Raw genomic sequence first — 23,631 nt, 5'->3', positions numbered from 1 at the left:
GCGGGGGTCAGGCTCCCGCCGCCTCCTTCAGGACGGTGGGCGGCGCGGTCAGGCTCCCGCCGCCTCCTTCAGGGCGCGCCGGCACAGGGCGTCGGCGCGCCGGGTGGTCTCCGGCACCCGGAAGTCGGGCGTCAGGCGCAGGGTGTGGGCGCAGGCGTTGTCCAGGGTCACCCGGTGGCCGGCCGACACGAAGACCGGTTTGACACCGGTACGGGTACGCAGCGCCCGGCCGACCTCCTCCCCGTCGGCGAGCAGCGGGCTGGACGCCCCCCGTTCGGGCGCCGGTTCCTCGTAGGTGAACGTGAACGGGTTCTTGGCGACGCCCATCACCGGGAGGCCGGTCAGGACGCCCAGATGGGCGGCGAGGCCGAAGCGGCGCGGGTGCGCCCGCCCGTACCCGTCGCAGACCACCAGGCCCGGGTCGCCGTCCAGGGCGCCCAGCGCGGCCAGCACGGTCGGCATCTCCCGGAAGGCCAGCAGGCCGGGCACGTACGGGAAGGAGACGCGGCCCACGGCGGTGGCCTCCTCGACCACCGCGAGGGTGGCGGCGTCCAGGACGACCGCCGCGGCGGCGACCAGGTCCCGTTCGTCGTCGTAGGCCACGTCGACGCCGGTGACCCGGCCGGTGCCGGGCGGCGGGCCCGGTTCGTCCAGGACGACCCGGCCGCGCAGTTCGTCCTGCACGGCCAGCGCCTCCTGCTCGTCGGCGGGCCAGTCGGCGGGCGTGTCGATGATCCTCATGGTGACCGCCACCCTATGCCCGGCGCCCCCGGGGCCCGCCCGCCCGGTCAGCGTTCCCCGGCCTCCAGGCGGGCCACCCGGCCCTTCTCGCCCGCCGCCCAGCAGCCGGGCACGCGCGCGTGGCGGCCCGTACCGGCGGCCGCGCAGTCGACCGTGTCGTACGAACCGGTGTCCACCGTCCGCCAGGTGCGCCCGCCGTCGGTGGTGAGGTCCGTGCCGGTGGGGCCGACCGCGAGGGCGGCCGCCCGGGTGCCGGGGAGCCACGCCACGCCCGACCGGTAGGCGGGCGGCGCGGTGGTGGCCTCCCGCCAGGTGCGGCCGGCGTTCCGGGTGGTGGCGGCGGCGCGGGGCGACGGCTCCCCGGTGCGGTAGTCGCCGCCCACGGCGATGCCGTGCGCCCGGTCGCGGAAGGCCAGGGCGAAGACCCCCCGTGCCGGGTCGCCCGCCGGGAGGGGCGTGGTCGCGGCCGTCCAGGTGCGGCCCCGGTCGGCGGAGTGCAGCACGCGCGCGTGGGCCCCGCCTCCGGTGGCCAGCCACACGTCCCGGCGCCCGGCGGTCACCAGGCACTGGCCGCTCGCCGCGAACCCGGCCTCTCCGGGCAGCGCGGCCGGCATGCCGGTGTCCGGCAGCACCGTCCAGCTCCGGCCGCCGTCCCGGGTGGACAGGATGCGGAACTTCCCGTCGACCGGGTCGCTCATGGCCAGGCCGTTCCGGTGGTCGAAGAAGGCCACGCAGTCGTAGAAGGCGCGCGGGTCGGTGTTGCGGAAGGACTCGGTCCAGCTCGCGCCGCCGTCGTCGGTGCGCAGCACGCGGGACGCCTCGCCCTCGCCGATGGCCAGGACGACGGCGCGCCGGTCGTCGAACGCCTCGATGTCGCGCAGTTCCAGCGCCGCCGCGCCCGCAGGCGAGACGTCGCGCCAGGTGCGCCCGCCGTCCGCGGTGCGCAGCACGGTGCCGGCGGAGCCCGCCACCCACGCGCTGGTGCGGCTGACGGCCGCGAGGCCCCGGAAACGCGCCTGGGAGCCAGTCCCCTTCAGCCGCCACCCGGGGGCCCCTGCGGTAACGCCCCGCCCGGGGGCCGCCGCGGAAACGACCCGCCCAGGGGCGGCCGCGGAAACGCCCCGCTCCGGGGCCAGGGCCTTCCCGGGGGATGCCTGGGCCGGGGCCGTCCCCGGGGCGGCCTGGGCCGGGGCGCCGGTGAGCACCGCCGCCAGCGCCGCCCCGCACAGTCCCGCCGCCACCGCTCGTCTCGTCTTCCCCTTGGACGTCATGGCGCGGGAAGGTAGCCCACCCCGGCGGGGGCGTCCAGGGCGCCTCGGTGACGGGAGTCACACCCGGCCGCAATGCACGCGACGACGGATTCCGTCGTCCTTCCAGGTGTCCGAGTCGTACCGCCCGCAGCCGTGTGAGGGAGCTGGCCTTGTCCACCGTCATCGAGCAGGCCGTACAGGTCCGCCTGGTCGCCTCCGCTCCCCGTACGGACGACGTCGCCGCGACCCTGCGCTACGACCGCCGCAATCCGTACGCCGTCCAGATGGCCTTCCCCGCGCGGGCCACGCTGGAGGGGGTCGACGTGGCGTGGGAGTTCGCACGGGAGCTGCTGGCGGCGGGCGTCGACGAGCCGGCCGGGCTCGGCGACGTCCGCGTACGGCCCTATGGCTACGACCGGACGGTGGTGGAGTTCCACGCCCTGGAGGGGGTGGCGGTGGTGCATGTGCGCACCAGCGAGGTGCGCCGCTTCCTCCGGCGGGCCCTGCACCTGGTGCCGGAGGGGCGCGAGCACGAGTTCCTGGACCTGGACCAGGATCTGACGGAGCTTCTGCGCGACGCCCGCTGACCACGCGCTGACCGCCCGCTGACCACGCACGGATCACCCCGAACCGCCCGCCCTCACGCGCGCGTGCGGGTGCCCGCGTGCCGGTGGCGGACGGTGGCCGTTCGGCGGCCGTTCGAACGGTCCGGACGGACGGCCGGAAATAAATGCGTTGCTCCCGGACAGCGGCGTGCGTAGCGTCGTCACTGGCCCTGTTGTCGTCGAATGGAGCGGGACGTTGCTCGTCTGAGGTCTCGAGACACCGTGTCGCACAGCCGCTGTCCGCGCTGTGCGCCTTGTGGTGTGCGACCTCGGCCGTATGAGCCGTCCCCGGTGTCTCACCCGTTGCCCTTTTCTCTTCTCATCGCAACCGGGAGACCCCCATGTCTACCTTCCCCACCAGTGTCACCTGCACCGACCTGTCGTTCGCGTGGCCGGACGGCACCGTCGTGCTGGACGGCTTCCAGCTCGCGGTGGGTCCCGGCAGGACCGGCCTGATCGGTCTCAACGGCTCCGGCAAGTCCACCCTGCTGAAGCTGATCGCGGGCGAACTGAGCCCCACCGACGGGACCGTCCGCACCTCGGGCGAGGTCGGGTACCTGCCGCAGAACGCCACACTGGACACCGCCCTCCGGGTCGACCAGGCCCTGGGGATCGCCGCCACGCGCGCGGCGCTGCTCGCGATCGAGGGCGGTGACGCGAGCGAGGAGCACTTCACGGCGGTCGGCGACGACTGGGACGTGGAGGAACGCGCGCGTGCCACCCTCGATCAGCTCGGCCTCGGCCACATCGGCCTGGACCGGACCATCGGCGAGGTGTCGGGCGGCGAGTGCGTGCTGCTGCGGCTGGCCGCCCTGCTGCTGGCCCGCCCCGATGTGCTGCTGCTCGACGAGCCGACCAACAACCTCGACCTGCACGCCCGCCGGCGGCTGTACGCGGCCGTGGAGGCGTGGTCCGGCGTCCTGGTCGTGGTCAGCCACGACCGCGAACTGCTGGAGCGCGTCGACCAGGTCGCCGACCTGCGGGACGGCGAGGTGGCCTGGTACGGCGGCGCCTACTCGGCGTACGAGGAGGCGCTCGCGGCCGAACAGGAGGCGGCCGAGCGCATGGTGCGGGTCGCCGAGGCCGATGTCCAGCGGCAGAAGCGCGAACTGGCCGACGCGCAGGTGAAACTGGCACGGCGCAAGCGGTACGGCCAGAAGATGTACGACAGCAAGCGCGAACCGAAGATCGTGATGAACGCCCGCAAGCGGGCCGCGCAGGAGTCGGCCGGCAAGCACCGCATCATGCACTCCCAGAAGCTCGCCGAGGCGAGGGAGCGGCTGGACGAGGCCGTCGAGGCGGTACGGGACGACGACGAGATCCGCGTGGAGCTGCCGTACACCAGCGTCCCGCCCGGCCGGGGCGTGCTGCGCCTGAAGGAGCTGGAGCTGCGGTACGGGGCGCGGGTCGGCGGCGAGTGGGAGCTGCGCGGCCCCGAGCGGGTCGCGCTCGTGGGGCGCAACGGGTCCGGCAAGACGACGCTGCTGCGCACGGTGGCGGGCGAGCTGGAGCCGGTCGCGGGCGAGGTGGAGCGGCATGTCCCGCTGCGCTTCCTGCCGCAGCGGCTGGACGTGCTCGACGACTCCCTGAGCGTGGTGGAGAACGTCGCGCGGTACGCGCCCCGGGCGACCAACAACATGATCCGGGCGCGGCTGGCCCGGTTCCTGTTCCGGGGCGCCCGGGCGGACCAGCCGGCCGGCACGCTGTCCGGCGGGGAGCGGTTCCGGGCCGCGCTGGCCGCGCTGCTGCTGGCCGAGCCGGCACCGCAGCTGCTGATGCTGGACGAGCCGACGAACAACCTCGACATGGCGAGCGTACGGAAGCTGACGGCCGCGCTCGACGCCTACGAGGGGGCGTTGATCGTGGCCAGCCACGACGTGCCGTTCCTGGAGTCGCTCGGCATCACGCGGTGGCTGCTGCTGGAGGACGGCGAGCTGCGCCCCACGTCGGCGGAGGAGGTGCTCGCCGACCGGTGATCCCAGGGCGGACACCGGCGCCTGTGATTCCGGGGCGGACACCGGCGCCGGTGGTCCCCCGGCGGATGCCCGCGCCGGTGATCCCGGGGCGGATACCCGACAGGAGCTGTCGGGTATCCGCCCTAGCGTCCGTCGTATGGCATCGAACATCGTCATCGCGGGCGCCCGCGAGAACAACCTCCGGGACGTCTCCCTCACCCTGCCCAAGGGCCGTATCACCGTCTTCACCGGGGTGTCCGGCTCGGGGAAGTCGTCGGTCGTCTTCGACACCATCGCCGTGGAGTCGCAGCGGCAGCTCAACGAGACCTTCACCTGGTTCATCAGGAACCGGCTGCCGAAGTACGAGCGGCCGCACGTGGACGTGATCGACGACCTGTCGGTGGCGATCGTGGTCGACCAGCGGCCCATCGGCGGGAACGTCCGGTCGACGGTCGGCACCATGACGGACATCCACGCGGTGCTGCGGGTGCTGTTCTCCCGGTACGGGACACCGTCCGCCGGGCCGGCGACCGCGTACTCGTTCAACGACCCGGCCGGGATGTGCCCGGTCTGCGACGGGGTGGGGCGCACGGTGCGGCTGGACCTGGACAAGGCCATCGACTGGTCGAAGTCCCTCAACGAGGGCGCGCTGCGGCTCCCGGGGACGTCCGTCGGCGGGTGGCAGTGGAAGCTGTACGCCGACTCGGGGTTCTTCGACCCGGACAAGCCGCTCGGCCGCTACACGGAGGCGGAGCGCGCGACCCTGCTGTACGGGACGGGCGCGGGCGCCGGGGCGAAGGTGCGGCTGACGATGAAGTCCGGCACGGCGGACGTCCGGTTCGAGGGGCTGGTGGACCGCTTCGACCGGCTGTACCTGAAGCGGGACACGGCGGGGCTTTCCGACGCGTACAAGGAGACCGTCGGCGAGGTCACCGCGCAGGGGACCTGCGAGGCGTGCGGAGGGGCGCGGCTGAACGAGGCGGCGCTCGCGACCCGGATCGACGGGCTGAACATCGCCGACCACGCGCGCATGGAGGTCGCCGACCTGGTCGGTGTGCTGGCGCGGATCGACGACCCGGTCGCCACGCCCGTCGCGGCGGCGGCACGGGAGCGACTGGAGCGGCTGGTGGGGATCGGGCTGGGCTATCTGAGCCTGGACCGGGAGACCACCACCCTGTCGGGCGGCGAGGGGCAGCGGCTGAAGATGGTGCGGCACCTGGGCAGCTCGCTGACGGGGCTCACCTTCGTCTTCGACGAGCCGAGCGTGGGACTGCACCCGCGTGACGTGGGGCGGCTCAACGACCTGCTGGTGCGGCTGCGGGACAAGGGCAACACGGTGCTGGTGGTGGAACACGACCCGGACGTCATGGCGGTCGCGGACCATGTGGTGGACATGGGGCCGCAGGCCGGCACCGGCGGCGGGCGGGTGGTGTACGCGGGGCCGTACGCGGCGCTGCGGGACGCGGACACCCTCACCGGGCGGTGCCTGCGCCGGCGTACGCCGCTGAAGGAGACCTTCCGCTCCCCCACCGGGTGGCTGCCGGTGACCGGGGCGGACCTGCACAATCTGAAGGGCGTCGACGTCCGCTTCCCCACCGGGGTGCTGACGGCGGTGACCGGGGTGGCGGGTTCGGGCAAGTCCACGCTGGTGTCGGAGGTCTTCACCGCCACGTACCCCGAGGCCGTCGTGATCGACCAGGGGGCGATCACCGCCTCGTCGCGGTCGACCCCCGCCTCGTACCTCGGAGTCATGGACGCCATCCGGAAGGTCTTCGCCAAGGCGAACGGTGTCCCGGCGTCCCTGTTCAGTTTCAACTCGGCGGGGGCGTGCGCGGTGTGCGCGGGCCGGGGTGTGATCCACACGGATCTGGCGTTCATGGACCCGGTCACCACGACCTGCGAGGCGTGCGGGGGGCGGCGGTTCCACGAGGACGTGCTGAAGCACACGGTGCGGGGCAGGTCCGTGGCCGACGTGCTGGAGATGACGGCGGAGGACGCGATCGCGTTCTTCGGCGACCCCGCCACGGCCCGGCCGCTGCGGGCGCTCCACGACGTGGGGCTCACCTACCTCACCCTCGGGCAGCCGCTCAGCTCGCTGTCGGGCGGCGAGCGGCAGCGGATCAAGCTGGCGACGCAACTGCACAGGTCGGGCAGTGTGTATGTGCTGGACGAGCCGACGACCGGGCTGCACATGGCGGACGTGGACACGCTGGTGGCGCTGCTGGACCGGCTGGTCGACGCGGGCAACACGGTGGTGTGCGTGGAGCACGACCTGGACGTGGTGAAGCGGGCGGACTGGGTGATCGACCTGGGCCCGGACGGCGGCAAGCACGGCGGCGAACTGGTCTTCGAGGGGACCCCGGCGGGGCTGCTGGAACACCGCACCTCGGTGACCGCCGCGTACCTCCGCCGGGACCTGGGCGTGGCGGAGCCGGCGGCGGTGTGACGCGGGGGGCGTGACGGCGTTCCGCTGTCGTACGCGGATGCAAAGAGCCGTACGGGAGCGGGGAAGCCGCCCCTGCGGCGGCCGGGGGCGGCACCTCCGGGGCCCGGCGCGGCGGCGCCCGCGCGGGCCCGGGGGCGGCTCCTCCGGATGCGCGGCGCGGGCCGGACGTGATGTGCCTCATAGCCGGCCCCGGCTCGCGCCGCGCACGGCGCCCGGTGCGGGCGGATACGCACCCCCGCGACCTCCCGGCATGACGCAGGGTGAGCGGCCGTCCACCGGACCCGGGCTTGGCGGAGCCTTACCCCGCCCTTAACCTACGGTTTCGTAACCTACGAGCCCGTAGGTAAAACTCCCGTCCCCAGGAGAACCCGTATGACCCTCACCTCTCCCCATCTCGGCAGTTCGGAAGCGTGGACCGACGCCCGGCTGCTGTACGCCCTGGAGGAGGTGGTCGAGAAGGAGCTCAACCGCCATCTCAAGGTCGTCAAGGACTGGATGCCGCACGAGTACGTACCGTGGTCGGACAGCCGCAACTTCCCCGGCTTCTTCGAGGACGGAGAAGCGTGGGAGCCCCAGCAGTCCAAGGTCACCGACATCGGCCGGATCGCCCTCGTGGTCAACCTGCTGACCGAGGACAACCTGCCCAGCTACCACCACGAGATCGCCACGCTCTTCGGGCGGGACGGCGCGTGGGGCACCTGGGTGCACCGCTGGACCGCCGAGGAGGGCAGGCACGGCATCGTGATGCGCGACTACCTGCTCGCGTCGCGCGCCGTGGACCCGGACAAGCTGGAGCAGTTCCGGATGGCCCACATGAGCGAGGGCTTCGAGTCGGACAACCGGCACTCGATGCTGCACTCGGTCGCGTACGTCGCCTTCCAGGAGCTGGCGACCCGCATCTCGCACCGCAACACCGGCCACCAGTCGGGCGACCCCGTCTGCGACCGGATGCTGGCGCGGATCGCCACCGACGAGAACCTGCACATGGTCTTCTACCGGAACCTCCTGGGCGCGGCCTTCGAGATCGCCCCGGACCTGACCATGCAGGCCGTGCGCGACGTCGTCGTGAACTTCCGGATGCCGGGGCACGGCATGCCGGGCTTCGAGCGGGCGGCGGCGCAGATGGCCATCGGTGAGATCTACAACCTGCGCATCCACCACGACGACGTCCTCCAGCCGGTGCTGCGCTTCCTCAAGGTCCTGGAGATCGACGGGCTCGGCCCGGAGGGCCTGAAGGCGCAGGAGGAGCTCGGCCTGTACATGGGCGGGCTGGACGCCGAGGCGGCCAAGTTCGACGAGCGGCTGGCGGCCCGGAAGGCCCGCCTGGCGGCCCGCGGCCGCTGAGCCGCCCCCGGGCCACTGACGCTGCTCTAGGGCCGCTGACGCCGCTCCCGGGCGGTACGCGCCCGGGAGCGGTACGTGCCGGGCGGTACGTCCGCAGGCGGTATGCGCGCGGGGCCGGGCCCGCCGGCGTGCGTACGCCGAGCCCGGGGCGCCCCGCCCCCGCCGTCGGCCCCCGCCCCGCACTGCCGGGAGCGGGGGCCTACCGCTGGAGGGCGGGGCTCCGCTTGGGCCGGGGGCGAACGGCGCACAGGGCGCGCACAGGGAGCGCGCAGGCGCGTCGTACGCTGTGGCGCGTGAAGCCTGTGACCCGCTTTTTCCTGATCGGTGCCCCGATAGCCGTCGCCGCCGCCGTCGTGTTCGGCGGAGGGGACGGTTCCGTACGCCCCGCCGACGCCGCCGACGAGTCCCCGGCACCCTCGGTGACCGGGGCCGTGAACCCGCTCAAGGCGGGCACCATGGACGAGCAGAAGGCCCTGGAGGAGCGCATCGCGAAGATGCCGCCCGGCCTCGCCGCACCCGGCATGAAGGAGCTGGCGGCCCAGCTGGTGGCCAGCGCGGACAACTCCACCCTCGACTGGCGCGGCGAGTACGACGACATCGAGGACATCGGCGACGGGAACGGCTACACCGCCGGGGTCATCGGCTTCTGCTCCGGCACCAACGACATGCTCCAGCTCGTCGAGCACTACACCAAGGAGCACCCGGGCAACCCGCTGGCCGAGTACCTCCCGGCCCTGCGCGCCGTCGACGGCACCGACTCGCACGAGGGCCTCGACCCGGGCTTCACCGACGCCTGGAAGACGGCGGCGAAGGACCCCGCCTTCCGCCGCGCCCAGGACGAGATCCGGGACCGGATCTACTTCGACCCGGCGGTGCGGCTGGCCAAGATGGACGGGCTGTCCACCCTCGGCCAGTTCATCTACTACGACGCGATGGTGCTGCACGGGCCGGGTGTGGACCCGAACGCCTTCTACGGCATCCGCACCACGGCGCTGAAGGGGACCAAGACCCCGGCGGCGGGCGGCGACGAGGAGGCGTACCTGAACACCTTCCTCGACGCCAGCCGCGCCGTGATGAAGGGGCAGAAGACCGAGCGGGAGCGCGACACCTCGCGGATCGACACCGCCCAGCGGGTCTTCCTGCGGGCCGGGAACATGGACCTGAAGGTGCCGCTGACGTGGAAGACGTATGGCGAGACCTACTCGGTCACCACGCAGCCGGCCGGTAGTCCTTGAGGAAGACCCCGCTGTACGGCTCGCCCGCCTCGCCCCGGACGATCGGGTCGTAGAGGCGGGCGGCGCCGTCCACCACGTCCAGCGGGGTACGGGTGCCGGCGGCGGCGATCCGCGCCTTGCGGGGCGCGGGGTTCTCGTCGGTGATCCAGCCCGTGTCGACGCTGCACATGTGGACGCCCCGCTCGGCGAGCGGGCCGGCGCTGGTGCGGGTGAGCATGTTGAGCGCGGCCTTGGCCATGTTGGTGTGCGGGTGCCCGGGCGTCTTGTTGCGGACGGTGAACCGCCCCTCCACCGCGCTGACGTTGACGATGTAGCGGCGCGGGCGCGGGGACGCCAGCAGCAGGGGCAGCAGGCGGTCGCAGAGCAGGGCGGGCGCCAGGGCGTTGACGAGCTGGGTCTCCAGCAGCTCCGCCGGGTCCAGCTCGCCCAGCTGGACGGACCAGGAGTTGCGCGGCGCCGGGTCGGGCAGCAGCCCGGCCTCGTCCGGGCGCGGACTCAGTGCGAGGGCGTCGCCGTCCTCCTCGTCCAGTACGAGGGCGAGGGCGCCGTTCCCGGCCACCGGGAGCTCCGGGGCGAAGCCGGGCGCGGTGACGACCCGCGCGGGCAGTTCGCCCCGCTCCCCCGCGCGGAGCGCGGCGTACGACTCGGGTGGGCGGCGTATCGTCTGCGCGGCGTTGTTGACCAGGATGTCCAGCGGCCGTCCCTCGGCCAGGAGCCGGTCGCACAGGCCGAGCACCTGGCGCGGGTCGCGCAGGTCCACGGCGACGACGGTGAGCCGGTCCAGCCACTGCTCACTGCCCGGGGCGGCGCCGAACCGGCGCAGGGTGTCCTGGGGGAAGCGGCTGGTGACGAGCAGTTCGGCGCCGTCCCGCAGCATCATCAGGGCGAGCTGGAAACCTATCTTGACCCGCCCTCCGGTGAGCAGCACGCGCCGCCCGGTGAGGTCGGTGGTCAGGGCGCGGCGGGCGGTGTTGTCGGCCGCGCAGCCGGGGCACAGGCGGTGGTAGAACGCGTCGGCCCGCTGGTACAGCGCCTTGCAGACGTAGCAGTGGCGGGGCTTGAGGAAGGTGCCGACGGTACCGTGCCGGGTGGTCAGCGGGGCGTCCTCGCGGCGGTCGAGCGCGCCGGTGGCGGTGGCGGCGGTCAGCACGGCGTCGGCATCGGAGCGGGCCCGCCGCCGTGCCTTGCGGCGGTTGTTGCGGCTCTCGCGCGCGAAGGAGGCGGCGATCTCCTCGCCCCGCATCCGCTGGGGGTCCTCCAGCGGCAGCGCCCGCAGGCGCCCCACCATGCGGCCGAAGGCCGCCAACTCGTCGTCCGTCACCGGGTCGTACTGCTGCTCCATGCGCATGTGATCCTACGGGGCGCGTCGGGGGGACGGCATCCGGATATCCCCGGGGGCCCGCCGCCGGGCCTCCGGGGCCGCCGGGGCTCCCCAGCCACGCGCGCGTGCGGCCCCGTGCGGGCCCCCTGAATGGCTGGGCGTCCTCGCCCCGTACATTCGTCCCGTCGAGCAACACCCGTGTGCCGCCGCCCCCGAGGAGCCTCCATGGCCCACCGTCCCCGCACCTCCCGTGCGTCGCGCTCGCCCCTGCTGCTGGCCGGTCTGATGGCGGCGGCGGGGGTGGCGCACTTCGCCGCCCCCAGGTCGTTCGACGCGATCGTGCCGCGTGCCCTGCCGGGCAGCCCCCGGGCATGGACACGGGCGAGCGGCGCTGTGGAACTGGCGCTGGCGGCGGGGCTGGCCGTGCCCCGTACGCGGCGGCTCAGCGCCCGGGCCACCGCGCTCTTCTTCGTGGGCGTGTTCCCCGCGAACGTCAAGATGGCCCACGACTGGCGGGACCGGTCCGTCCCGGCACGGGCGGTGGCCTACGGCCGGCTGCCGCTCCAGGTGCCGCTCTACCTGTGGGCCCGCGCGGCGGCCCGTTCGGCGGACGCCCCGTCAGGCGCCTCGCCGGCCGGCTGACGCACGCGCGCGTGGGGCGGGCTCGGCGTCGGCGGCGGGCGCGACGGCGCGGCGCGGCTGACGCACGCGCGCGTGGGGCGGGCGTCAGTCGCGGGCGGCGCTCCGGCTGTCGCGCCGCCGCAGCGCGTACCGCTCCTTCTCCGACAGGCCGCCCCAGACGCCGAAGCGCTCGTCGTTGGCCAGGGCGTACTCCAGGCAGGCCGCGCGGCCCTCGCAGGCGGCGCACAGGCGCTTGGCGTCACGGGTGGAGGAGCCCGGGTCGGGGAAGAAGAAGTCGGCGCCCGTCTGAGCGCACAGGGCGGTTTCCTGCCAGGCGAGTTCGTGGTCGGCGGGGGCGGTGCGGTTGATCGGCATGCCGGACAGGCTGCCCCGCCGCGATAAACGGGGCCTCAACGAACCATCAACGTCCGCGCGCACGGTCAGGGGCGCGGCCGCCGGCTCCGCCGCCCCGTCTCGGCGGTGCCGGGCTCCGCGCCCCTCCCGTGTCCTGTCCACGGCCGTGGCCGCGCGACACCGAGGATGCCCCGGCCCGGAGCGCCCGGCTTGGCACCGCGTCCACACCTCCTTGGCACCGCGTCCACACCGCCCCGCCCCACCCCTGCGACCGGCATCTACCACCGGGCTCCGGAGAGGGCGCGCAGGCGGTGTTCGCGGGGCGGGATGCCGTACGCCGCGCGGAACGCGCGCGTGAAGTCGGACGCCCGGGGGATGCCCCAGCGGGCCGCGACGGCGTGGATGGGGGTGCCGGCGAGGGACGGGTTCTCCAGGTCCCGGCGGGCGCTCTCCAGCCGTTGGGCGCGGATCCAGGCCGCGACGGTCTCGCCCCGCGACTGCTGCTCGAAGATCCGGTGCAGGTAGCTGAGCGAGATGTGGTGCGCGGCGGCGACCACGGGCGGCGACAGCTCGGGGTCGTGCAGGTTCTGCCGGATGAACGCCTTGACCCGGCGGGCCAGGGCCTCCTGGCGTGTCTCGGGCGGCAGAGCGTCCTCCGCGTCCAGCACCTGGGCGACACAGGCGGAGACCAGGTCGAGCACGACCGTACCCAGCCGCGGGGCGTCGGACGGGCGGAGCACGCCGGCCTGCCCCTCCAGCCCGGTGAGGAACTGGGCCAGCAGGGCGCCCGTGCCCTCGCGTCCGGACAGCCGCCGCCCGAGCACGTCACCCACCCGGTGCGGGGGCAGGGGCAGCAGCGCCTTGGGGAAGTCGACGCCGATGCCCCGGACGACCTCGCCGTCCCGGGCGTTGGCGGGCGCCAGGTCGTACGGCCGGTCACGGACCACGTCGTACGGCCGGAGGTCGAACGACTGGGCGTCGTCCACGAGATGCAGGTCACCGGGGCCGAACGTGTCGGTGCGGCCCGCGTGGTGGAGGCCCAGCCCGCCCTCCAGCAGCAGCGTCAGGTGGTACCGCTCGGCGTCGGAGCGGCGCGCCGCCCGGGAGCCGCGCCAGTAGCGGGTCGGCGAGAAGGTCGTCGGCCACACGGTGACCGGGCCCAGCTCCATCAGGCGCATCTCGGCGCGGAAATCGGCCAGGTGCGCGCTGTTCATGTCGCTGGAGCGGTTCCTGCCGACCAGTTCGCGCCAGAAGTCGAACCGGTCGGGCGCGGGCACGTCCTCGCTGCGGAACACGGTCCCGATCATCGTTGTACTCCTCGTCCACCCCGCCGCGCGGCGCTGCCGGCGGTCTCGCGTCGGGCTCTTCCCTCCCCCGTCGCCCGCAGCGAGGGTAGCGAAGGCACGCGCGCGTGCCGGAGGCGGAGGCTCCGGTATGGGTCCTCCGCCTCCGGCAAGGGTCCGGGGCCGCGTCCCGCCCCCTCAGTGGGCGCCGCCGTGGTGCGGGTCGTGGCCGGGTACCGTGCCGTCCGGCTTGGCCACCAGGAACAGGCCGGCCATCCCCATGTCCGAGTGGCTCTGCACATGGCAGTGGTACATCCAGGCCCCGGCGCCCACGCCCTCGCCCGCGACGATCTGGAAGCCGAAGGAGTCGGCCGGGCCGGTGATCTTGTTGTCGATGACCTGGCTGGGGTCGTCGGGGCCGGTGAGCATGCCGGTGCGGTTGTCCGCCCAGCGGTGACCGTGCATGTGGAAGGTGTGGTAGTACTCGCCGTGGGTGATCATGATGATCTCCACCCGGTCGCCCACGGTGGCCCGGAAGTCCGGACTCTGGTGCCCCGGGCGGTTGTTGATGGTCATGTCGTTGAAGACGATGGTGAACTGCTTGTCCGGCAGGACGTCTCCCTGGCGCCGGACGACCACCGGCCCGTACAGCCCCTTGCGGATGCCTCCGGTGCCGTGGTCGGTGCCCACGACATGGTCGTGGTAGTGCCAGTACCCGGCGCTGCCGGCCCGCCAGGTGCCGTCCTTGCGGCGGCCGGGGGCGTGGGTGCGCCAGGTGTACGTACGGGTGGCGCCCGGCTCGACGTGGCTGCGGTTCATCCGGGTGCCGTCACTGGCCGTGTCGTAGTCCACCCCGTGGACGTGCAGGCTGCACGGGACGTCCATGGTGTTCTCGAACTCGATGTGCAGGGTGTCGCCCTCGTTGAGTTCGATCAGGGGCCCGGGGATGGTCGCCCGGCCCTTCTCCAGGCCGTATCCCATCTGACCGTCCGGCAGCTTCTCGGCGTACAGCTTGAGATGCCGTACCTGTCCGCCGGCCGGGGCGGTGGGCGGCGGGGTCCCGGCCGCGACGGCGCGCGGCACCGAGGAGTGCGACAACGATGTCACCGTGGTGGCGGCCACCGCTCCCCCGGCCAGCAGCCGCCGGTGAAAACTCCGTCTGTCCATGCCGAACTCCCCAGTGCGGTGCGGAGGATGACGGGCCGGGCGGCCCCGGGAACGGGCACACCGTAACCGGGGCCACCCGTGTTCATCCACAGCCAGGACAAAGTTCGCCCAATTCGTGCCAGGCTATTGGCGAGTCGCGGAATCGGGTCTAGCTTCGTCGTCGTTTGCTGTGACCACAGAGGGGTGGGTGACCACATGCACCACGCACCACGTCAGCGGTCAAGAACCCGCCGCCGGGGGGTGGTCGCACTCGCCGCCGGCGCCCTGGCGGCCTCCCTGCTCGGCGGTACGGCGGCGACCGCCGAGCCCAATCCCGGGGAGCCCCGGCCGGGCTCTCGGACAACGTTGTCCATCGCTGCGCCGCCCGGCGGGGCCGACGTCCGGGTGCTGGTCTTCCACGCCTCGGCGGCCCCCGAGTCGCCCACCGTGGACGCGGGCATCGCGGCGGTCGAGGCGATCGGCCTGTCCGGTCCGGCCGCCCAGCGGTTCCGTACCGAGGCGACCGACGACGCCACCGTCTTCACCGACGGGCGCAGGCTCGGCCGGTACAACGCCGTGGTGTTCCTGACCGGCGCGGGCGATGTGCTCGACCCCGAGCAGGAGGCGGGCCTGGAGGCGTACATGGAGGCGGGCGGCGGCTTCCTCGGCGTCCACGACGCGGCGCGCACCGAGCCGTACTCCGACTGGTTCACCGGCCTGGTCGGTGCGCGCCCCGCGCCGGGCGCCGCCCCCGCCGTCCAGCGGGCCACCGTCGAGGTCGGCGACCGCCGCCATCCGGCCACGGAGAAGCTCCCGCTCACCTGGAAGCGCCCGGACCGGTGGCTCAACTGGGCGGTCAACCCGTCCGGGACCGTGCACACGGTGGCCCGGGTCCGGGAGAGCACCTACCGGCCGGGGCCCGGCGCCAACGGGTGGGACCACCCCGTCTCCTGGTGCCGCGACTACGACGGGGGCCGCTCCTTCTACACCGGGATGGGCGGCACGCCCGCGTCGTACGCCGAGACCGACTTCCGGGAGCACTTGCGGGGCGCCCTGCTGTGGACGACCCGGCTCTCCCGCGCGGACTGCACGGCCACCATCGCCGCCCACTACACGGCGGAGCGGGTGACCCGCCCCAACCAGCCCGGCCAGAACGACCAGATCGGTGAGCCGCACGGCCTGGTGGTGGCCCCGGACGGCCGGGTCCTCTACATCGGGCGCGGCGGCGCCGACTCCTCCCGGCCCGTGGTCACCGACTGGGACGACCCGGAGGTCGGCAAGGGGCGGGGCGAGATCCACGTCTACGACCCCGGCACCGGGAAGGTCCGGCTGGCCGGCGCGCTCGCGGTCTTCGGCAACAAGGGCGGCGGTGACGAGCTGACCAAGAACGAGGAGGGGCTGCTCGGCATCGAGCTGGACCCGGACTTCATGACCAACGGCTGGGTCTACCTGCACTACACCCCGCACGCACGGATCGACCGGGCGACGCGCATGGCCGAGCGGTACGTCTCCCGGTTCACCCTCGACCTGGCGACGAACACCCTCGACCCGGCGAGCGAGAAGGTGCTGCTGAAGTGGCCGGTACAGATCCACAGTTGCTGCCACGCGGGCGGCGGGATGGCGTGGGACTCGAAGGGGAACCTCTACATCGCCACCGGTGACAACAACTCCAGCGGCTTCAGCTCGGGCTACTCGGGCAACAACCCGGAGCCGGATTTCCGGGGCGTGTCGTTCGCCGACGCCCGCCGCACGGCGGGCAACACCAACAACCTCAACGGCAAGATCCTGCGCATCCACCCGGAGGACGACGGGACGTACACGCTCCCGGAGGGCAACCTGTTCACCGGCGACGAGCCGGACGAGGGCGGCGGCAAGACCCGGGGCGAGATCTATGTGATGGGCGTGCGCAACCCGGCGCGGATCTTCGTCGACAAGTCGACCGACATCCTGTACGCGGGGTGGGTCGGCCCCGACGCGGGCGCCCCGTCCACGACCTGGGGTCCGGCCAAGTACGACACCTTCGCCGCGATCACCCGGGCGGGCAACCACGGCTGGCCGTACTGCATGGGCAACAACCAGCCCTATCGGGACCGCAATCTGCCGGACCCGGCCGAGCCGCTGGGCTGGTACGACTGCGCCCGCCCGAAGAACGAGTCGCCGAACAACGACGGCCTGGTGAACCTGCCCCCGGTCACGCCCAACACCATCTGGTACTCGCCGCAGGGCGGCGGGGTGGACTACCCGCGCGACGCCAACGGCGTGCCCAGCTACAAGCCCGAGGAGCAGACGCTGCTGCTGCCGTGGCTGAAGGGCGGCGGCCAGGCGACCATGAACGGGCCGGTGTACCGCTACGACGCGGCGAGCGGCAGCACGGTGAAGTGGCCGGCGTACTGGGACGGCAAGTGGTTCGTCGGCGACTTCTACGACGGCGACCAGCCGCGCCACGCGGTGCTGACCGACCCGAGGACGGTCGGGAAGGGCGGGCTGCCGGTGCACGCCGAGTCCCTGAAGAAGATCATTCCGGTGGGGGCGAACGGCATCCGGAACCTGATGGACTGGAAGTTCGCTCCGGACGGCTCCCTCTACGTCCTGGACTACGGGCGCGGGTTCTTCACCTCCGACTCCGCGTCCGCGCTGTGGCGCGTGACCTACAAGGGCGGTGGGCCGACGCCCGCCGCCGACGGCCTCGCCAGGAAGGCGGCCGGACAGTGAGGGACCGTACCGTGATGAGCCGCCCGTTCCGGCTGTGGACGGCTCTGCTCGCATCCGTGCTGATGGTCCTCGGGCTGACGTCGACCGCCGCTCACGGCCGGCCCGACAACGGCCCCGAGGGGGCGGCGGAACAGGTGCTGACCTGGACCGCCGGCGACCCCATCGACCGCTATCTCACCTTCCCCACCACGGCGACCGCCGGCCCGGCGACGATCGTCTTCGAGAACAGCGCGGCCACCGGGAACACCACCGGGATGCCGCACACCCTGACGTTCGACGTGTCGGACCCGGAGTTCAATAACGACGTCCGGCTGAACATCCTCGCCAACCCCTCCGACGACCAGGGCGGCAGGCACACCGCGCAGGTGACCCTGACCCCCGGGCGCTACCGCTTCCACTGCACGATCCCCGGCCACGGGGCGATGCAGGGCATCCTGACCGTGACCGAGGGCGGCGGCGGGGAGGACACCACCGCGCCCGAGACCTCCGCGAAGGTGGAGGGCGAGCGGAATACGGACGGCGCGTACGTCGGGCACGCCGCCGTCACCGTGTCGGCCACCGACGCGGGCGGCTCGGGCGTCGACCGGATCGAGTACGCGCTCGGCGCGGACGGCCCCTGGCAGCCGTACACCGCGCCGGTGATGGTCCACCAGGTGGGCGCCCACACGCTCCGCCACCGGGCCACCGACAAGGCGGGCAACACCTCGGCGGCGAAGTCGGTGGACTTCACGGTCGTGGCACCGCCCGGCGACGACACGACCCCGCCGGACACCTCGGCGACGGTCACCGGCGAGAAGAACCCGCAGGGCGAGTACGTGGACATGGCGACGGTCACGGTCACCGCGTCGGACGCCGGCTCGGGCGTCAACACCGTGGAGTACGCGCTCGGGGCGGACGGCGCCTGGCAGCCGTACACCGCGCCGGTGATGGTGCACCGGGCGGGCGACCACACCGTCCGCTACCGGGCCACCGACCGGGCGGGGAACACGGCGGCGGAGAAGTCGGTCCGCTTCACCGTGGTCGTCCCGCCCGCCGAGGACACCACCCCGCCCACCACCTCGGCCTCCGTCACCGGGGTGAGGAACTCCGACGGGGCGTACGTGGGGAGCGCCACGGTCACCGTGAGCGCGGCCGACACCGGCGGGTCGGGGGTGGACCGGGTGGAGTACTCCCTGGACGGCGGGCCGTACCTGGCGTACACCGCCCCGGTGGTGCTGGACCGGGTGGGCCACCACACGCTGCTGCACCGGGCCACCGACAAGGCGGGCAACACCTCCGGGGCCGGGCGGGTGAGCCTGGACGTCGCCGAGGGCGGCGGTGTGCCCGCGCCCGGCTGCCCCGAGTACGACGAGCGGCTCACGGTCATCGTCGGCACGGTGGACAGCGGCGTACCGAACCGGATGACGCGCGGCCGGTGCACGGTCAACGAGCTGATCGAGGACGAGAAGGACTGGTCCTCGCACGCCCTGTTCCTGAAGCACGTGGACACGGTCCTGGACCGGCTGCTCGCCGAGGGCGTGCTCGACGCGCGGGAGCACCGGGTGGTGTACCGCGCGGCGAAGCAGTCCGGGATCGGCAGGCCCGGCCAGAACACCGGGTACCGGGACCTGTTCGACGGTTCGGCGGCGTCCTTCGCCCGGTGGCAGCACGTCGGCGGCGGGCGGTTCGGGCTGAACGGCGACGGCTCGATGACCAGCGATGCCACGGTTCCGGGGATGGGCATGCTGTGGTTCCCGCAGCGCCAGTACGGGGACTTCTCGCTGAAGCTCCGCTGGCGGGACGACGCCCCGGGCACGGGCAACGCCAACTCCGGCGTCTTCGTGCGCTTCCCGGGGGTGCACGACCACCCGGAGGAGTCCCGGCCCGAGTGGGTCGCCATCAAATACGGCCACGAGGTGCAGATCCTGGACCGGCCGGACGGCGACCTGTACAAGACCGGCTCGGTGTACGGCTTCGACCGGGTGGGCCTCGGCGGCGCGGGCGTCACCCCGAAGGGCACCTGGAACGACTACGAGATCCGGGTGGTGGGCCAGCGGTACTCGGTCTTCCGCAACGGCGTCCTGATCAACGAGTTCGACAACACCGGCGGCCAGGAGTTCTCACCGCCGCGCGCGGACGACCCGGGCACCGACGGCCGGCGGTACGCCACCGGTCACCTCGGTCTCCAGGTGCACGGCACGACGGATGTGATCTCGTACCGCGACATCCGGATCAAGGAGCTGTGAGGTGCCCCGTTGCCCCGGGACCCGTCCTGAGGCCGGTCGGCCTCTCCTGAGGCCAGTCGGCCCGTCCTGAGGTCAGTCGGCCTCTCCTGAGGCCAGTCGGCCCGTCCTGAGGTCAGTCGGCCTTCTTGGCCCGGCTCGGCTGTACCCGCTTGGGCTCGCCCGGCATCTTCGGGTAGTCCGGCGGGTACGGCAGGTCGGCCAGGCCGTGGTCGCGCTCGTCCTTGGCGGCCAGCTCCAGGAGGCTGTCCAGCGAGAAGGCGTGGTCGTCCATGTCCGCGTGGATGTCGCCGTGGTCGGCGAACCGCACGGGCATGGTCGCCAGGTCGAAGTCCCGGGGGTCGATGTCGTCCAGCTCGTCCCAGCGCAGGGGCGCGGAGACGGGGGCGTGCGGCCGGGGGCGGATCGAGTAGGCGGAGGCGATGGTCCGGTCGCGGGCGGTCTGGTTGTAGTCGACGAAGATCCGCTCGCCGCGCTCCTCCTTCCACCAGGCGGTGGTGACCCGGCCGGGCATGCGCCGCTCCAGCTCGCGGCCCACGGCGATGGCGGCGCGGCGCACGCGGGTGAAGTCCCAGCGCGGCTCGATCGGTACGAAGACGTGGAGGCCGCGCCCGCCCGAGGTCTTGGGCCAGCCGCGCAGCCCGTGCTCCCCGAGCAGGGCGTGCAGCTCGTGGGCGGCGGCCACCGCCTCGGCGAAACCGGTGCCGGGCTGCGGGTCGAGGTCGATGCGCAGCTCGTCGGGGTGGTCGGTGTCGTCGCCGCGCACGGGCCAGGGGTGGAAGGTGAGCGTGCCGAGGTTGGCGGCCCACAGGACGGCGGCGGGCTCGGTGGGGCGGATCTCGTCGGCGAAGCGGCCGCTGGGGAAGGTGATGTGGGCGGTGGGGATCCAGTCGGGGAGGTTCTTGGGGGCGCGTTTCTGGAAGAAGGACTCGCCCTCCACGCCGTCCACGAAGCGTTCGAGGGTGGTGGGCCGGTCGCGCAGCGCGCGGGTGATGCCCTCGCCCACGGCGAGGAAGTAGCGCGCCACGTCCAGCTTCGTGAAGCCGCGCTCCGGGAAGTAGACCTTGTCCGGGTTGGACAGGCGTACGGTCCGCCCGCCGGCCTCCAGCTCCACCGCGTTTCCCATGGGCGTCACAGTAGAGCCCTCGGACAGCCCTCGCATATCGGGCATATCACCGGGCTGTCCGGCAGAATCGAGCCATGGACCTGCCGGTGATGCCCCCCGTGAAGCCGATGCTGGCCAAGTCCGTGAAGAAGATCCCGCCCGGGATGCAGTACGAGGCCAAGTGGGACGGCTTCCGGGCCGTCGTCCACCGCGACGGGCCCGAGCTGGTGATCGGCAGCCGTACCGGCAAGCCCCTCACCCGCTACTTCCCCGAGCTGGCCGCCGCCCTGCCGCCCCGGCTCCCGGAGCGGTGCGTGGTCGACGGCGAGATCGTGATCGCCCACGAGGGGCGGCTGGACTTCGACCGGCTCACCGAGCGCATCCACCCGGCCGCCTCGCGCGTGGCGATGCTCTCCGAGCGCACCCCCGCCCGCTTCATCGCCTTCGACCTGCTCGCCCTCGGCGACGCCTCGCTGCTGGACACCCCGCTGGTGGAGCGCCGGGCGGCCCTGGAGGAGGCGCTCCGGGGCGTCGACGCGCCGGTCCACCTGGCACCGGCCACCCGGGACGTCGAGGAGGCGCGGGGCTGGTTCGACCAGTACGAGGGCGCCGGTCTCGACGGGGTGATCGCCAAGCCGCTGGACCTGCGCTACCGGCCCGACGCACGCCTGATGTACAAGATCAAGCACGAGCGGACCGCCGATGTCGTGGTGGCGGGCTACCGCTTCCACAAGAGCGGCCCGGTGGTGGGTTCCCTGCTGCTCGGCCTGTACGACGACGGGGGCGCCCTCCAGCACGTCGGCGTGTGCGCGGCGTTCACCGCCCGGCGGCGCGCGGAGCTGATCGAGGAGCTGGAGCCGCTGCGCATGGAGACGCCCGGTGGCCACCCGTGGGCCGCGTGGGCGGACGAGGCCGCGCACGAGACCGCCCGGCTGCCCGGCGCGCCGAGCCGCTGGACCGGCAAGAAGGACCTGTCGTGGGTGGCGCTGCGGCCCGAGCGGGTGTGCGAGGTCGGGTACGACCACATGGAGGGCAGCCGGTTCCGGCACACGGCCCAGTTCCGCAGGTGGCGGCCGGACCGTACGCCGGAGAGCTGCGGCTACGCCCAGCTGGAGGAGCCCGTCTCGTACGACCTCGGTGAGGTGCTGTCAGGAGGGGCGGCCGGCGGCGGGTGAGCACGGCTCGCCGCCGCCCGTTCCGGGGGCGGTGGGGGTCGGGGTGGGGGTGGGGGACGGGGACGGGCAGGTCGGGGTCGGTGTGGGGGTCGGCGTCGGGGACGGCGTGGGGGTCGGGGTGGGTGTCGGGGTCGGGGTGGGCGTGGGGGTCGGCGTGGGGGTGGGGGTGGGCGTGGGTGTCGGGGTGGGCGTGGGCTTGGGTGTGGGGGCGGGCGGTGAGGGGCGCGGGGTGGTGGGCGGGGCGGGCGGACGCGTCGGCGGGCGGGGAGGCGGCGTCGGGCGGGCGGTCGGCCCCGGGCCCACCACGAGGCCGCCGCCCGGCTTCGTGGCCGGGGGCCGGGCGGGCCCGGTGCCCCCGGCCGGGCCGCCGCCACCGCCCCGGCCGGCCCCCGGGCTCGCCGGGAGCACACCCGTGCGGTCGGGCACCGGGTGCGCGCCGTGCCGGTAGAAGGCCAGCCACGACAGGACCGTCCGCAGGTAGGCGCCCGAGTGGTTGTAGCTGAGCACCGCCCGGTCCAGGTCGGCCCGCACGGTCAGGGTCCGCTCCCCCGCGCACAGGTAGCGCCCGGCGGCGAGGGCGGCGTCGAAGATGTTGCCCGGGTCGGCGCGGCCGTCGCCGTTGCCGTCGGCCCGCCAGCGCGCCCAGGTCGAGGGGATGAACTGCATGGGCCCGACGGCCCGGTCGTACACCGTGTGGCCGTCGTACGCGCCGCCGTCGGTGTCCGTGATCCTGGCGAACCCGGCCCCGTCCAGCACCGGCCCGAGGATCGGCTCCAGCGTGGTGCCGCGCGCGTCGACCCGCCCGCCGCGCGCCTGCCCGGACTCGACCCGGCCGATGGCGGCGAGCAGCTGCCACGGCAGCCGGCAGCCCGGGTCGGTACGGGCGACGGCGGCCTCGGCGCGCCGGTACGCGGCGAGGACGGTGGCGGGGATCCCGGCCTGCACGGCGGCCGCGCTCGGAGGCGGGCCGACCGGCGCCGCGTTCAGGGGCGCCGGGCCGGTGACCGGGCGGGGCGGCGCGAGGGCGGCGGGCGGGCCGAGCGGCGGCAGCTCGGTGTGGTAGACGCCGTCGTACGGGAGCGGTGGCGCGAACGCCCCGGCGCCGCCGCCGTCGGCCGCCCGCTGCTGCGCGGCCGTCGTGGGCGGGGGCAGCAGGCCGGGCGCCTGGGAGGCGGTCAGCGCGGCCATCGCGGTGACCGCCGCCGCCGTGCCGGTGAGGCCCCGGCGCGTCCTGGCCCGCCTCCACCGCCGCTGCGTACCGCGCTCCGTCATGAGCCCGCTCCCAGGGTGTCGATGGCGGAGATGCGCCAGGTGCCGTCGCCGCGCACGGCCTCCACGGCGAACATGGCGGCACCGTGGGTCGTCTCCGGCTTCTTCGCCGCCGTACGGGTGTTGCTCTGGTCTGCGTAGATCAGCACCCGGGCGCGGTCGCCGTCGATGCGCTCCACGCCGCTCTCGGTGACGGTGGTGGTGAGGACGAGCTTCTGCTTCGCCCCCTGCGCCCGGACCGGGGCCAGCATGGCGCGGTGCTGGGCGACGGCCCGGCCGGTCAGCCGGTCCCGCACGGCCCGGTCGGCACGGGCGGGCGCGGTGTAGTCGTACGAGAACAGCTCATTGACCGCCTTGGTGACCTGGCCCTTGACCTCGCTGGTGCGGGCGATGTCGGTGAGGGCGGTGTTACGGGCGGCGGGCGCGTCGCGCAGGGCCGCCGCCTCCCCGCCGGCCCAGGCGGCGAAACCGCCCAGGAGGACGGTGAGGACACCCAGGGCGGCGGGCAGGCGGCGCCCGGCGGTGCGGCGGGGTGCCGGGGCCGGCTCGTCCCGCCGGGCGCCGGCGGTCCGGCCCGGGCGGTCGCGGGGGCGGTCCTCGCGGTCACGCGGGTCTTGGCGGTCACGCGGGTCCTTGCGGTCCCGCCGGTCCTTGCGGTTCCGCCGGTCCTTGCCTTCCCGGGAGACCGGGTGCTCCCGGGAGTCCGGGCGCTGCCGGGAGTCCGGGCGCTCCCGGGAGTCCGGGCGTTCCCGGGCGCCGGGGGGCCGGGGCTCGGCGGGGCGGGGGGTCTGCGTGCTCGCCAGCCGGCGCTGCCGGTTGACGAGGTGACGGGTCGTCGGCATGGTCC

The 23,631-nt window shown here is 74.0% G+C and carries 18 protein-coding genes; 9 read left to right on the top strand and 9 right to left on the bottom strand.

The genetic code is table 11. From position 1 onward, the window contains the following. Positions 1–48: 48 nt before the first annotated feature. Together ACF08D_RS03665 and ACF08D_RS03660 are read right to left on the bottom strand one after the other, a co-directional pair. Positions 49–741, bottom strand: a complete 693-nt coding sequence (locus ACF08D_RS03665) for an endonuclease V (RefSeq protein ID WP_392220855.1) — start codon at positions 739–741, stop codon at positions 49–51. 47 nt (positions 742–788) lie between these two features. Further along, positions 789–2,012, bottom strand: coding sequence for an oxidoreductase (locus ACF08D_RS03660; RefSeq protein ID WP_392220854.1), 1,224 nt, complete (start codon positions 2,010–2,012; stop codon positions 789–791). 149 nt (positions 2,013–2,161) lie between these two features. Between ACF08D_RS03660 and ACF08D_RS03655 the strand changes: the two genes are divergently transcribed. From ACF08D_RS03655 to ACF08D_RS03635, 5 genes are all read left to right on the top strand, one after another. Continuing rightward, on the top strand, positions 2,162–2,578 hold the full coding sequence (locus ACF08D_RS03655) for an SsgA family sporulation/cell division regulator (protein ID WP_392220853.1): 417 nt from the start codon (positions 2,162–2,164) through the stop codon (positions 2,576–2,578). Between the two features lie 359 nt (positions 2,579–2,937). Continuing rightward, positions 2,938–4,572 carry an ABC-F family ATP-binding cassette domain-containing protein gene (locus ACF08D_RS03650; RefSeq protein ID WP_392220852.1) on the top strand — a complete coding sequence of 545 codons (1,635 nt, stop codon included), beginning with the start codon at positions 2,938–2,940 and terminating at the stop codon, positions 4,570–4,572. Positions 4,573–4,708: 136 nt separating this feature from the next. After that, positions 4,709–6,997 carry an ATP-binding cassette domain-containing protein gene (locus ACF08D_RS03645; protein ID WP_392220851.1) on the top strand — a complete coding sequence of 763 codons (2,289 nt, stop codon included), beginning with the start codon at positions 4,709–4,711 and terminating at the stop codon, positions 6,995–6,997. A gap of 372 nt (positions 6,998–7,369) precedes the next feature. Further along, the gene (locus ACF08D_RS03640) at positions 7,370–8,341 is read left to right on the top strand and encodes an acyl-ACP desaturase (RefSeq protein WP_392220850.1); all 972 of its coding nucleotides are present in this window, start codon (positions 7,370–7,372) and stop codon (positions 8,339–8,341) included. A gap of 302 nt (positions 8,342–8,643) precedes the next feature. Then, positions 8,644–9,576: a chitosanase gene (locus ACF08D_RS03635; protein WP_392221206.1), complete on the top strand. Its 933-nt coding sequence runs from the start codon at positions 8,644–8,646 to the stop codon at positions 9,574–9,576. On the opposite strand, the gene ACF08D_RS03630 is transcribed toward ACF08D_RS03635, so the two are convergent. Further along, positions 9,548–10,918, bottom strand: coding sequence for an SDR family NAD(P)-dependent oxidoreductase (locus tag ACF08D_RS03630; RefSeq protein WP_392220849.1), 1,371 nt, complete (start codon positions 10,916–10,918; stop codon positions 9,548–9,550). The two genes, ACF08D_RS03635 and ACF08D_RS03630, sit on opposite strands and share 29 nt — an antisense overlap. A gap of 204 nt (positions 10,919–11,122) precedes the next feature. Here ACF08D_RS03630 and ACF08D_RS03625 point away from each other — a divergent pair, with 204 nt between their 5' ends. Beyond that, on the top strand, positions 11,123–11,539 hold the full coding sequence (locus tag ACF08D_RS03625; RefSeq protein WP_392220848.1) for a DoxX family protein: 417 nt from the start codon (positions 11,123–11,125) through the stop codon (positions 11,537–11,539). Between the two features lie 84 nt (positions 11,540–11,623). Here the strand turns inward: ACF08D_RS03625 and ACF08D_RS03620 are convergent, their stop codons facing one another. From ACF08D_RS03620 to ACF08D_RS03610, 3 genes are all read right to left on the bottom strand, one after another. After that, positions 11,624–11,893, bottom strand: a complete 270-nt coding sequence (locus ACF08D_RS03620; RefSeq protein ID WP_392220847.1) for a WhiB family transcriptional regulator — start codon at positions 11,891–11,893, stop codon at positions 11,624–11,626. Between the two features lie 257 nt (positions 11,894–12,150). Then, the gene (locus ACF08D_RS03615; protein WP_392220846.1) at positions 12,151–13,179 is read right to left on the bottom strand and encodes a helix-turn-helix domain-containing protein; all 1,029 of its coding nucleotides are present in this window, start codon (positions 13,177–13,179) and stop codon (positions 12,151–12,153) included. A gap of 174 nt (positions 13,180–13,353) precedes the next feature. Next, positions 13,354–14,322, bottom strand: coding sequence for a multicopper oxidase domain-containing protein (locus ACF08D_RS03610; RefSeq protein ID WP_392220845.1), 969 nt, complete (start codon positions 14,320–14,322; stop codon positions 13,354–13,356). 195 nt (positions 14,323–14,517) lie between these two features. Between ACF08D_RS03610 and ACF08D_RS03605 the strand changes: the two genes are divergently transcribed. Both ACF08D_RS03605 and ACF08D_RS03600 read left to right on the top strand, forming a co-directional pair. Beyond that, positions 14,518–17,013: a ThuA domain-containing protein gene (locus ACF08D_RS03605; RefSeq protein WP_392220844.1), complete on the top strand. Its 2,496-nt coding sequence runs from the start codon at positions 14,518–14,520 to the stop codon at positions 17,011–17,013. Positions 17,014–17,027: 14 nt separating this feature from the next. Then, positions 17,028–19,238 (top strand): OmpL47-type beta-barrel domain-containing protein, encoded by a 2,211-nt coding sequence (locus ACF08D_RS03600; RefSeq protein ID WP_392220843.1) that lies wholly within the window; start codon positions 17,028–17,030, stop codon positions 19,236–19,238. Between the two features lie 112 nt (positions 19,239–19,350). Here the strand turns inward: ACF08D_RS03600 and ligD are convergent, their stop codons facing one another. After that, positions 19,351–20,361: a non-homologous end-joining DNA ligase gene (gene ligD, locus ACF08D_RS03595; protein WP_392220842.1), complete on the bottom strand. Its 1,011-nt coding sequence runs from the start codon at positions 20,359–20,361 to the stop codon at positions 19,351–19,353. A 74-nt stretch (positions 20,362–20,435) separates the two neighbouring features. On the opposite strand from ligD, the gene ACF08D_RS03590 reads away from it, so the two are divergent. Then, entirely contained in the window at positions 20,436–21,515 is a 1,080-nt protein-coding gene (locus ACF08D_RS03590) for an ATP-dependent DNA ligase (protein ID WP_392220841.1), read from the top strand. Here the strand turns inward: ACF08D_RS03590 and ACF08D_RS03585 are convergent. After that, positions 21,489–22,787, bottom strand: a complete 1,299-nt coding sequence (locus ACF08D_RS03585) for a lytic transglycosylase domain-containing protein (RefSeq protein WP_392220840.1) — start codon at positions 22,785–22,787, stop codon at positions 21,489–21,491. The two genes, ACF08D_RS03590 and ACF08D_RS03585, sit on opposite strands and share 27 nt — an antisense overlap. Next, complete coding sequence (locus tag ACF08D_RS03580) at positions 22,784–23,626, bottom strand: hypothetical protein (RefSeq protein WP_392220839.1); 843 nt, start codon at positions 23,624–23,626, stop codon at positions 22,784–22,786. The genes ACF08D_RS03585 and ACF08D_RS03580 overlap by 4 nt, the downstream gene beginning before the upstream one ends. Between the last annotated feature and the right edge of the window lie 5 nt (positions 23,627–23,631).

Source organism: Streptomyces sp. NPDC015131 (assembly GCF_043079975.1).
In the GTDB taxonomy this organism is placed as follows: domain Bacteria; phylum Actinomycetota; class Actinomycetes; order Streptomycetales; family Streptomycetaceae; genus Streptomyces.
The sequence above is the reverse complement of the archived record's forward strand: the minus strand, read 5'-3'. Positions and strand labels throughout refer to the sequence as shown.